Raw genomic sequence first — 10,776 nt, forward strand, 5'->3', positions numbered from 1 at the left:
TGCAGGTAGTACACCCGTTCTAATAGCTCACGCATCAGATCAACCGGGCCATTCGGGTAAGCTTCGTGATCGGCAGAAGCCCGAAATAACGGCTATCGAACCCCTGAGGGTGATGCGAGCCGACATAGACCATGCCGGGCGGCACGATGCCGCTCCATTGCATATGCTCGAGCTTCATCCCGTTGCCGGCGAAGGGGAGGGTCGTTCCCAGCCGGTGACCGTTGCAGAAATAGCGTGCGTCCATCGCGGTCCGGGACATGCGCGACGGCATCTCGATCTTGGTGAGGCGATCGCCCGGCACGCAGAGGGCAAGCTTGGTTACCGACACCGGCTCGGGGCCGGCGATCGGGTGCCGCAGCTCGAACATGACATAATCACCGCGGCGAATAGGACCCGCCGCCTTGCGCACCGCCCAGGCGTCGATCGACGGGCTCATGACGAGCACGATCCTCGGCATCGCCACCGCCGCGCCGAAGGCGATCGGGAGGATCAGGGCGAGCGCGATCCACAACCGCCGCGGTGCCGCCGGCCTGCCGGGCGCGGGCGCGCCGAGCGCGGATGCCGCTTCGCGCGGCAGGCCCCGCAAGCGATGCCACAATGCTCCAAGCGCGTTAAAGAGAACCAAGGCGAGCCTGAGCATCCTGCACCTCCTTGCTTCCGCCGAGGCGGGCATATTCCGCGAGCAGTCCGGCGAGCGCGCTGTCGCCGAACACCAGATAGGCGGCGCGGGGGCTCTCATCGTCCCTTTCGCAATACGCCTGGGTCGGATCGCCGGGGATCATCGCCAGCGCCGGCACGCGCGTGACGCCATGCTGCCGAAAGACGATCGGATCCACGATGATCTGGACATTCCGCATTGCGCAGCCCGGCCCCTCGCACCCGGGGTCGAGCCGCAGAATCTCGGCCGAGAGCTTGGCCATCGGTCCGACTTTTCGCAAACCTCCGGGCATGCCGCGAAACGCCAGCACGCCCTGAACCCGCTCGAGCTGCGCGGCATAGGCGCGCAGCACCGGGACGGGCATCGAGGAGGATACGAAGAGCACGGGCACCCAGCTTTTGGCCGCGGGTGCCGGGACGGTCTTCGCGAGCGCCTTTTCTTCGGATGGCTCGAGTCCGAGGGCCTGGCGCAGCCGTTTCGCCTGCGCCTCGCGCTGTGCTGCAAGACGGGCCGCGCCGTTACCCGCGGCGGCGCGGGCACGCGCGTCCATCCGCGCGTCCGGCATGCGCTTTCGCAAGCCGTCAAAAGCGCGCCGCCGTTCGGCCTCATGCTGGTTTCGGGGGAGCGTGGGAGAAGGGGTGGGCGCAGCCTCCGCCTTCTGCCGTGAAATCGCGCGCTCGACCCGCTCCATGGCGGCGGGTCCCTCCTCCTCCATTCGGGTTCGGGCAGAATCCTGCGCCAGCGCGGCTCCTGCCGCGAGCAGGGACAGGAGAAGGGCTGCGCTATTGCGGCTGAACGGCTTTGAGATACGCATCCACACGATCCTTCATGTCGATCTGGATATCGGACTGGGCGCGGGCTTCGATGTCCGCATAATATTCGGAGAGGTCGATCTTGCTGAAATCGAGCGCCTGGAATTCTTCCGGTGTGAAGCCGCGGCACAGCGGCTTCTTGGGCGTACCCCAGGGATTGGTGTTGAACGACTTGAGCTGGGGACGCCCCTGTTCCTGGATGATCCGGCCGAGCTTGGTGTTGAAGCAGCAATGCCCGCGCCCCTTTTGGAGGCAAACGCCGAGAAAACTCGAGGCACAGTAGGTGCCGACCTCGTGGCACATGCCCGATCCGCGTAGCATTCCTGTCTCCATGTCCTGCTGGTCACAGCCCGAGAACAGGAAATCGATCATGAAATTGATCGCGAGGCTGATCGCGATCGATGTTGGATCGATGCCGACGATGAGCGCGTTCGCGCCGGCGCTCGCCGCCTGGCTCGCCGTGGCCCCGGCCTTGAAAGCGGTATAAGCTGCCTGCATGCCGGTGAAGACGCCCTTTGCGACCGCGATCTTTGTGCCGACCGATCCGATCGAGGAGCCCATGCCATCCTTCAGGATCTTGCCCTTGTCCTTGCAGCAATCGGACAAGGTCGTGCTGATCCCGGGCGGGCGGCACCGCATGCCGCGCCCGGAGAAAATCTCGATTGCGCCAAGGCAATTGCCGTCGGCATCGACCGCACCGTCGGGTACGGCACCCGGATCGGCGATCGCCGGTTCTTCCTCGATCGGACGGACCGCGGGATCGGCACATTGATTAGGCGAGCAGGACGGCACGCCCCCGCTAGTCTTGGTGAGGCAGGCGAACTGAGGTCCTGCCGGACAGCTATATTCGCCGGCAGGATCGACGGCGCAGGCGACCTCCTGGATCGGGCAAAGGAACGCGCCCGAGGCGGTCGGCTGGCAATAGGTAATCTCGCCCGGATCGGACGCATCGCCGCTATTGTTAAGATCGGCGGCGCACATCTGGAGCGATTGCGCCGAGGCGGCAGGCGTCCAGAGTGTCGAGGCGAACGCGAGCGCCATCGTGAGGGTCAGAGCGTACAGGGTTGTTGGCCGGTGAGGAATCATCGCACCGTCCCCGTGCAAACGAGATCCGCCCCCGCCAGCCGCACTGACTGCATCATGACGACCGCCTCTGGAAAATCGTCGAGGCAACCGCACGCCGATACGACCTCCTCACCGGGACCCGCCGGGCAGCGATTGGCGCCGTCGCAGCCATGATAGAAGATGTCGGTGCCGCTCGGGTCGTTCTGCAAGGCTCCGACCACGCCGGAAGGCGCCACGCCATTGTTCGCCTTGATCGCGCGCGTCTTGCAGATCGGCTCGCAGACCGGAACACTGCCGCGATCGGGTAGCGAAAAGCCGGTCGACCAAGTGACGAAAGCGCCGTCCTTCTGCCGGATGCGGTCGCCGAGCAACGTCTCGGTCGAGTGATCGATGATATAAGCGCCCCGGCTGGTGTCCGGTCGCGGTACATCGGCCGTATCGATCGCGCAGCGATAGCGCCGCGAGCGGAGAAAGAAGGGACGCCCGAGCGACACCGTGCAGGCGGCGCTTCCGAAGAGCCTTGTCTGGGGCAGGGGCCGCAACCCTGTCGCCGCGCCATTCCGGAAAGTCTCTACGCCGTCGACATTTTCATCGACGAGGCGGCAGGCCGGATCCGCCGCGTAGCCTGAGCAGAGGTCAACGATGCGCTCGAACAATTCGCAACTCGTATCGACGCGGACCTCGACGTCGACGGCACCCCAGCGCTTGCCGTTGCCGCCCCGCACGCGCATCGCGACTTCTGCATCGCCAGTCTTGAACGCGGCCGTCAGGTCGATCGGCGTCGTATTGACCGGGTCGAGATCGACCGAACAGTCGCCGGACGGAATGCCGTCGCCAAGCCAGGGACGCTTGCCGGCATAGCCCACGACCTGGCCGTTCAGTCGCGCTTGGACCCAATCGTCGCCCGCGATGCGGGTAATCCGCGCAGAGACGATACGTTCGGGCTTCATCACCCGGAACAAGGCGGCGTAGGTCGGCGGGGTGGCCGAGCAATTTCCCTCGCCCGCGAGCCGGTAGCGCCGGCAGTCGGGCCCGCAGCTTTGCACGAACTCGAACGGCCCCGATGCCGTTACGATGTCGTCATAGCTCCAGGATTTCACCGTCACCTCGCGTTCGATCGTGCAGGCCCGCGTCTGTTCGGCCTTGCCTGTGCCCGCTGGCGAGGCGAGGACGGCCTGGAAGACCGAGCTGGCTTGGGAAGCCGCGTTCGCGTCGCCCTGGATTGCGGAAGGATTGCCGCGATAGGCTGTTTGCGGAAGCGACGGCGCGCCTGTGCAGGCGGTGGTCTCGGACCCGACATAACGGATTACCGGCTCGTCGATGACCGCTTCGGCCACGCCATAACGGGGATCGGCCGTGGTCAAGGCCCCGATCATGCCGCCGCCGAGGTCGCGCAGAACCGATGCGAGATTACCCCAGGCAAGGTTCACGCCGCAGCTGTTGTTGATGCAATAGCATCCGGCCAATTCGGGTAGCTCGACTTCGGTCAACTTGATCCGGCGGTCCGCGCTGACATCCCACCGGAAAGGGCGGCACTGTTCCCACGTTCCCGGCGCGCACGAGATGACTCCGTTCGCGCAAATGCCCGAGACCGGCACGCCGAGGCTCGATCGATCGTCGATGGTCCCGTCGAGGTCACTGTCGCGAGCGACGCTGATCGTGGCGAGGTCGCCGCCCGCGCCGGGCTGGACGAGCACTTCCATCAAGGTCGCGGTCTTCCGGCACGCCAGGTTCGGCGTAAAGGCCTTGCTGTTATCGACAGTGCTGACGGGCTGTCCCGCGAGGCCGGGCGTCACATAGTTGCGCTGGATCGCCTCGCTGTCACCGCTCTTCGCGCGCGATGCCTCGGCCGCGCTTCGTGCCCGCTCCTCCATCGACTGCGCTTGAGCTGGGGATGAGCCTATCAGGGTGGCCAGCGCGGCTGCCACAGCAGACCGGTTCAGGGAGGGGCGCCTGATCCGCCGTGGCGCGGAAGCCGCGCTGGCCGGGTCTGGGGCGGTGCCGGGAGGGGAGGGCGGCACCGCCCCAGTTCCGCATGGCCACCGGCGGCCGTCGAGGCCTTGGCGGGCGAACCTCCAAACGAGGCCGGAGAGCCATGCGAAATGATGGAAGGTCAGCGGTCTCATGGCACGGGTATCCCGGCGCAGCAGATGACCTTCTCGAAGAGCATGAACTGGGCATTGTCCTTGCCAGGCGCGTGCTTGGCGCTCGTCCAGAGCGCACCGGGGCGACCAATATTGACGCATTTGCCGCCTTTGACCGGCTCCATGATCTGGAGCTTGTATCGCGACTTGGTCCAGATCGGCTGGGGGATGAAGGAGCAGCCGTCTGCCGAGCTGATCGTCAGCGCGCCGAGGCGTCCCATCATGAAGGTGCCGCGCGCGGCGAGACCGGCCCACGCCTCGACGCTGTCGTCGAAATGGATGTCGCCGGCGACGGGATAGGTCGCACCCCAGCTCCCCATGCACCAGAAGAGCGGATCGATGACCTTGCCAGCGGCCGCGGCCGCGCTGTCGCCCATACAGGCGAGACCTGCTGCGGGATTGCCGAACAATATCCCTTCGGGCTGGATGATTGCGCCGAGGGCACTCGATTGCCATGTCGGCAGCACCTCGGTGATCAGCGCGACGTCGAACCCGTCATTCTCAAGGCATGGCAGGTCGGTGAACATGTCGAGCATCGCCCAAACCGGCGAGATATAATAATGCATCTGCGCAAACATTTTGCGGGTGTTGGTGCCGTCCGCGATCGACGACTGGCTCCCTTGCAAGCGTCCCCCAGTCGGCATCAGGTCAGCGCCAAGCGCGATCATGCAGCCAGGCTCGGTCACGACGTCGATCATCCGGTTCGGCGACCAGTAGGATACCTTCACCCCGAACCAGAACTGCACGCCCTTGCGACAGGCGCAAAGCGGCTTTGATGCCGATTGCGCGTCGAGTGCCTTGTCGAGTTTGTCATAGCTTCCGATCCGGACGCCGCCGACGGTGATCGGGAAGACGCAGGTCCAGCGTACCTTGGTGATCGGGTTGAAGATGGTGCCGGCTTCGCATTTCGAGGCATGAGCCTGGGAAGGCCAGGCAAGCGAGGCGCCGAGACTGATCAGCAGGCCGACGAAGCACAACGAAAGACGGTGCGTCATCGCGGGGTCCCCTCCAGCGTGCGGCTCTTGGGGCCGAATTCCGTGAGCACCAACTGCGTGCCCGACTGCGCGACGATCACTGGCGCGACGCTAAGACCGAGACGCTGCTTCACCCGCTCTTCGAGAATGTAGATTGCCCGGCCGCTCCGTTCGCCGAGTGCGATCGCATCGCCGCTGTCGGAGCCAAGCGCCGTGAGCAGGATAAAATCCGACGGCCCGGCAACCCGGAGCGCCCAGCCAAGGTCGCGCGGATGGACGATCACAAGGCGTTGCGGCATCTTCACATAGGATAGCGGATTGAGGGTGAACCCCTTCGGGTAGACCATGCGCCCGTCGGGCAGCTTGATGTCGAATTCGAGCGTGTAGAAGGGCACCACCGTCCGCACCCGGTCCGTCGGTGCCGGAGGCAGAGCGGCCGCCTTCAGTGCGCTCCAGCGGCTACGCGGTCCAAAATTCTTGCTCATGTCACGGGGCAGTGTGGCGCCCTTGGCCTCGATCTCGGCAAGCGCGTCGGGTTCGGCGATCGCCCAGGTGCGCCCGATTGTGCTGTTTCGCGTAGCGATGACCGCTGCAGCCGAGGCGCTCGCGATTGCGCCACTCGCGAAAGCGACGAGCAGCCAGGCGCGCCGCCGCGCGACAGCTTCGTGGCTATAGCCCATGGCGCCGTCTCCAATGATGTGCGGGCGGGTCGGGAAATCCGATCAGCGACAGGACCAATGTGGCCACTGCGAGCGGGGTCAGCACCCAGATCAGCTGCCGCTCGTTGGATCCCGGTGCCGCCGCGAGGAGCAGAAGCATGCTCTGTACTACCTGGAGGAGGAATCCGCCGAGTACCATCCGGACCGCCTGCTGCGACGGTGCTCCTGAGATGAGCCCGTTCATCGCTGCCACCATTGGCGTAGCCGTGTCATGGCCCTCGCTGCCCAAGCCGAGAGAAGCAGCAACGACAGGCCGGTTGCAAAGCAGGTGGCGGCAACCAGCACGCTAGCGCGGAGCACCATCATCACCGGCTGCTTGAGCAGGAGTCCCGCCGCCAGAACGAGCGCGCCCATGATAAAGGTCTCGACCGAAACCAGACGGAAGCGCCAGATGAAGGACTCAGACTCGAAGCGCGCGGCCAGCCGTTCCTCGACCAGCCGGTCGACGATCTCCATGTCGGCCACTGTCAGTTCCAGCGTCTCGGAAGAGGGGGCGGGCCGGGCGCGCATCATGCGACGTCACGCATCGACGGGCGGGGCCCCGCTGTGCTCCCGACCTCGTCCGGATCGACACCGGCCAACCGGCAAATCGCCTCGAGCGGGGAGAGTCCTTGATGGATCAGCGCTTCAAATGCCGCGACCTCTTCGGGCGCCGAGGTGTTGATCCAATAGGAGAAAGGATCGACCACGAGGCGGGCGATGCCGAGCCCGAGCGGCGAGTCTATGAAGACCTCGGAATAATTGGGCTTTGAGTTACGAACTGATTTCAACAGGTCGAGGACGAATCCCGAATAATCGAGAATCTTGTTGTCGACCGCGCGATCATAGGTCGACCCCTGCAGCAGGAACCGGGTCGCGGCATTCTCTAGGATCACCTGTCCGGTACCGCCGAACAGCGCGAGGTCGTTCATGCTCTGCAGCACGATTCCGAACGATCCTCGATATTTGCGCGCGCGGCGATAGCCCTGGCCGAAGGCTTCGGCGAGGCGCGACAAGTCTTGGCCCTCGGTCCGCGTCATGAACTGCGCGGCTTCGTCGCAGAGGACGAAGCGCGGCCGATCGCGCGCCGAGAGATAGAGCTCTTGCGTGACCGCATTGACGACAACCATGACGATGACATTGAAGAGATCGGGCATCGCCTTCAGCCGCTCGAGCTCGAGCACGACGAACTCGTCGGAGCGGATGTCAAGCGTGGAGGGGCCGTTGAAATAATGGCCGTAAGCCCCGTCCGACCCGAAATCCCGGAGATTGAAGGCGAGTTCGCGCGCGGTCGGCACGAGATGCTCGACGCTGTCCAACCCGGATTCGACCCGCTCTGGATAAGTGCCGAGCCAGTCGCGCACCGCGTCGATACCATGATCCGCGCGGCCCGTGTCGATAGTCCACTGGACAGCGGACTTCAGGAGATTCCATTCGGACGTGGTAACGCCTTTGCGCGTCGCGGCGTTCGCCATCTCGGCGACAATCGCAACCGCCATGCTGATCGCCGACTGCTTGTCGTCCCCGTCGAGCGCTAGCCCCATGTCGAAGGGGTTGAGGACGAGCCGCTCCTCGCCGATGTCGATATAGCGGCCCGAGCACAAGGTACAAAGCTTGCGGTAGCTGCCGCCGATATCGATGATGCGGATGAGCGCCCCGCCGGCATAATATTGCTGGCAGAGATTGTTGAGGAGAAAGCTCTTGCCCGCGCCGCTCTCGGCCGACACGATGAAATTGTAATTGTTGATGCGCGGATCGAATAGATCGAGCGTCACGAGCTGGCCCTTGCGTCCAGTGTAGAGCAGCGACGGCCGCCCGCCGCCCCGGAAGTCGGTCTGCACGGGCGCCAGAAGCACAGCGGCCTTGACCGGCATTCGAAAGTCGCGTTCGAGGAGCCGCAGCGTTGTACGATCGGGATAGAGCCCGAACGGCAGGCTCATCACCAGCAGCGTTGGATTGAGATAGCTTTCTTCCTGCATCGAGAATGGCAAGGGCTCGCCTTCCCAAAGGCGCTTCGCCCGCGCGGCCATCTCGCGGGCATGGCCACGATCGCGCCCGAACACCCAGAGACACGGGATCACCCGGACGAACTTGGAATTCCCGGCCTCATCGAGAATCCAGCCGATCTCGTCGATCTGCTTGCCGACCTCGACGGCGAAACTCCCCGCCGCCTTTTGCGCGGAGAGGATCTGTGCGCGCTTGTGAATCTCGAATTGAGAATGATCGAAGAGGACATTGAGCGTGTAGAGAAACGGCCCGCCTATCTGGTCGCTGTCCTCCGATGCGCCGCGCATCCCACCCAGGAAACGATTGGCCCGCTCGGCGGTGATCCGCCGCGCCGGCGCCTTCGGCGTAAGACACCGGGCGACCTGATTTCCAAGGAATACCTCGGGTCCTTCGAACAGAAGATCGGGGCCGGCATCAATGATCTGCTTGGCGATCGGCGGCGCCCCGACTGTGGTCCCATCGGCGAAGACGCCCGGCGCGGCATTGGCGACGCCGTTGAAAATCCGCCGGTAGAAGCAGATGATTTCCTCGGGCGGGAGACGCCGGATACCCAGTTTGGAAAGCTGCTCCTCGACCTGCCGGCGAAGATCCTCGCCGAGCGGCCGCCGCGTTTTGATCGACAACAGGGTGCGAAAGTTTCGGACCGGAATGCCGTGCAGCGCGTCGAGGCCATGGCGTCCTGCGCTCAGATAATCGCGCGTCCGGCGCGCCGAGGCCTGGATCAGCGGATCATCCCTGGTCTTGAGATCGAGAAAGGCGTCGAGCGCGTCGTCGATCAGCGGATCGGCGAAGGTGTGGATCTGGAGAACCGTGCCGTCCGGGAAATGGATGTTCAGCAGTCCCTGGAGCGCGCCTTGGACGTGCGTAAACATATAGGCGGTCGGGACGATCTCCCAGGCCTGCCCCCAGCTGTCGTCAATGCACAGGAACGCCTCGCTGCCAGCGTCCCATGCGACCATCGGCAGATAGTTCGAGAAACTGTCCCGCTGCACGGCGCTGCGCATCCGCGCGAAGCTGAGGTTCGAGGACTGCGTGCTCATGGCCGGGGTTCCGCGACCGGCGGGACGGCATCCGATCTGGAGGACTCCTTGACCTGCGACAAGATGGGCGCTTGGGAGGCGCGGGCAGGCGAGGTGATGAGCGCACCGCCGACCACCCAGGTGGACTTATCCAGCACGGAATAGATGTAACGCGGCATATAGAGCCGGTCGGGTCGCTGCCGATCAGCATAGGGCAGGATGAGCGTCCGAACGGTGCGCGCCGGCCGCAGCATCGGTGTCACCGGCGCATCAATCAGGCCCTTGAGCTCCTGGTAGACGCTCTCCTTGTAGCTGCCATAGACGTCCCCGCCTGTCCGGCCGCGCGCCTTCGGAGCCGCGGAGCCGTCATTTATGCTGCGCAACATTTTCTGGTCGTTGGTCACCGCCGGATCCGACTTCGAACGCGCGCCGGCGACGGCATCCTCATAGGCGCGCTCGGGATGGATGCATTGGCCATGATCAGAGTTCTTGCAGTCGAACTTTTCCGAAAAAGGCGACATAAGCGAGCCGACGCTCGCGCAACCCGAGAGGGACGCGGCGATCGCCAGGGCGGGCAGGGTGGACGACAGGATACGAAAGTTTGGGACCATGGCGGTTTCTCCCTTGGGCTTGGATAAGATGCGCATCAGAATTTGCTTCCGACGGAGGGCTTGATCTCGAGCGCGATGCCCTCCTGGATGACGACCACGACCTCCTTGGCGGCGCCCACCTCGACCACCGGGCCGGCTTGCCGTGCCAGGTCGAGGTAGAAGTCGGTGAGCTTGTCCGACGATTTCGAGAGGCCTCCAGCAATGCCGGCCTTGGCCGCGTCGCCGGCATCAAGGCTGCGAACGCTGCCGAGCGCAGACGTCGACACGCTGCCGAATGTGCCCTCGACCGTCTGCGAAATGCCCGCGATCGTGCCCGCGATGAAGGAGCGGGCGAGTGTCGCGCCCGCGCGCGTCACTACCTTGCCTGAGAGGCCTTTCTTGCCATCGGTGTCGACGAAGAATCCCTTGATGGTCTGGTCGACCACCGCATGCTCGTCGAAATCGACACATGAGATCGATACGAGCTGGACCTCGACCCGCTCCTTGGCGAGGCTGCCGGTTGCGTTGCCGATTACGAAGCACCCGGCCAGATTGGCTTTCACATCGTTCGGCAGAACGGCGGGCGCCTGGACGCGCGCGATGATCGGCTCTGGATTATTGGTCGCGTCCTTGCTCGCCAGCGCGTCGATCCCGGTCAGGAGCCGTGCCCGCATGAAACCAGGCGGCAAATAAATCGTCCGGTTCGCTTTTTTTGAGCGAGCCCCGCCGGCCGCGCCTCCTTCGGGAACCACGGCCGTGGTCGCCGCGCCGATTGCGCCAATCTGGCGTTCAATGGGGGGCGCCGGCGG

At 64.6% G+C, this 10,776-nt stretch carries 10 protein-coding genes; all 10 read right to left on the reverse strand.

Annotation, left to right across the window (positions count from 1 at the left end):
* Nucleotides 1–34 precede the first annotated feature (34 nt).
* Complete coding sequence (locus ATE70_RS03145; RefSeq protein ID WP_058536465.1) at nt 35–640, reverse strand: S26 family signal peptidase; 606 nt, start codon at nt 638–640, stop codon at nt 35–37.
* Entirely contained in the window at nt 612–1,472 is an 861-nt protein-coding gene (locus ATE70_RS03150) for a type-F conjugative transfer system pilin assembly protein TrbC (protein WP_058536466.1), read from the reverse strand. Before ATE70_RS03150 ends, ATE70_RS03145 begins: the two co-directional genes overlap by 29 nt.
* Nucleotides 1,441–2,511 carry a conjugal transfer protein TraN gene (gene traN, locus ATE70_RS03155; protein WP_058536467.1) on the reverse strand — a complete coding sequence of 357 codons (1,071 nt, stop codon included), beginning with the start codon at nt 2,509–2,511 and terminating at the stop codon, nt 1,441–1,443. Before traN ends, ATE70_RS03150 begins: the two co-directional genes overlap by 32 nt.
* A gap of 41 nt (nt 2,512–2,552) precedes the next feature.
* Nucleotides 2,553–4,409: a hypothetical protein gene (locus ATE70_RS03160; protein WP_058536468.1), complete on the reverse strand. Its 1,857-nt coding sequence runs from the start codon at nt 4,407–4,409 to the stop codon at nt 2,553–2,555.
* Between the two features lie 248 nt (nt 4,410–4,657).
* Nucleotides 4,658–5,674: a TraU family protein gene (locus tag ATE70_RS03165; protein WP_058536469.1), complete on the reverse strand. Its 1,017-nt coding sequence runs from the start codon at nt 5,672–5,674 to the stop codon at nt 4,658–4,660.
* The gene (locus ATE70_RS03170; RefSeq protein WP_058536470.1) at nt 5,671–6,333 is read right to left on the reverse strand and encodes a hypothetical protein; all 663 of its coding nucleotides are present in this window, start codon (nt 6,331–6,333) and stop codon (nt 5,671–5,673) included. Before ATE70_RS03170 ends, ATE70_RS03165 begins: the two co-directional genes overlap by 4 nt.
* A 219-nt stretch (nt 6,334–6,552) precedes the next feature.
* Entirely contained in the window at nt 6,553–6,885 is a 333-nt protein-coding gene (locus tag ATE70_RS03180) for a hypothetical protein (protein ID WP_058536471.1), read from the reverse strand.
* Nucleotides 6,882–9,398, reverse strand: coding sequence for a TraC family protein (locus ATE70_RS03185; protein WP_058536472.1), 2,517 nt, complete (start codon nt 9,396–9,398; stop codon nt 6,882–6,884). The genes ATE70_RS03180 and ATE70_RS03185 overlap by 4 nt, the downstream gene beginning before the upstream one ends.
* Nucleotides 9,395–10,024, reverse strand: a complete 630-nt coding sequence (locus ATE70_RS03190) for a TraV family lipoprotein (protein ID WP_443028774.1) — start codon at nt 10,022–10,024, stop codon at nt 9,395–9,397. Before ATE70_RS03190 ends, ATE70_RS03185 begins: the two co-directional genes overlap by 4 nt.
* On the reverse strand, nt 10,024–10,776 hold a 753-nt coding region (locus ATE70_RS03195; RefSeq protein WP_197411366.1), incomplete at its 5' end, for a TraB/VirB10 family protein. The genes ATE70_RS03190 and ATE70_RS03195, both read right to left, overlap by 1 nt.

This window comes from Sphingopyxis sp. H053 (assembly GCF_001468225.1).
GTDB lineage: Bacteria > Pseudomonadota > Alphaproteobacteria > Sphingomonadales > Sphingomonadaceae > Sphingopyxis.

Bases quoted from the DNA above. Each gene is read 5' to 3' on its own strand.
- ATE70_RS03145 (WP_058536465.1), bottom strand. From the start codon at position 640: ATGCTCAGGCTCGCCTTGGTTCTCTTTAACGCGCTTGGAGCATTGTGG.
- ATE70_RS03150 (WP_058536466.1), bottom strand. From the start codon at position 1,472: ATGCGTATCTCAAAGCCGTTCAGCCGCAATAGCGCAGCCCTTCTCCTG.
- traN (WP_058536467.1), bottom strand. From the start codon at position 2,511: ATGGCGCTCGCGTTCGCCTCGACACTCTGGACGCCTGCCGCCTCGGCG.
- ATE70_RS03160 (WP_058536468.1), bottom strand. From the start codon at position 4,409: ATGGAGGAGCGGGCACGAAGCGCGGCCGAGGCATCGCGCGCGAAGAGC.
- ATE70_RS03165 (WP_058536469.1), bottom strand. From the start codon at position 5,674: ATGACGCACCGTCTTTCGTTGTGCTTCGTCGGCCTGCTGATCAGTCTC.
- ATE70_RS03170 (WP_058536470.1), bottom strand. From the start codon at position 6,333: ATGGGCTATAGCCACGAAGCTGTCGCGCGGCGGCGCGCCTGGCTGCTC.
- ATE70_RS03180 (WP_058536471.1), bottom strand. From the start codon at position 6,885: ATGATGCGCGCCCGGCCCGCCCCCTCTTCCGAGACGCTGGAACTGACA.
- ATE70_RS03185 (WP_058536472.1), bottom strand. From the start codon at position 9,398: ATGAGCACGCAGTCCTCGAACCTCAGCTTCGCGCGGATGCGCAGCGCC.
- ATE70_RS03190 (WP_443028774.1), bottom strand. From the start codon at position 10,024: ATGCGCATCTTATCCAAGCCCAAGGGAGAAACCGCCATGGTCCCAAAC.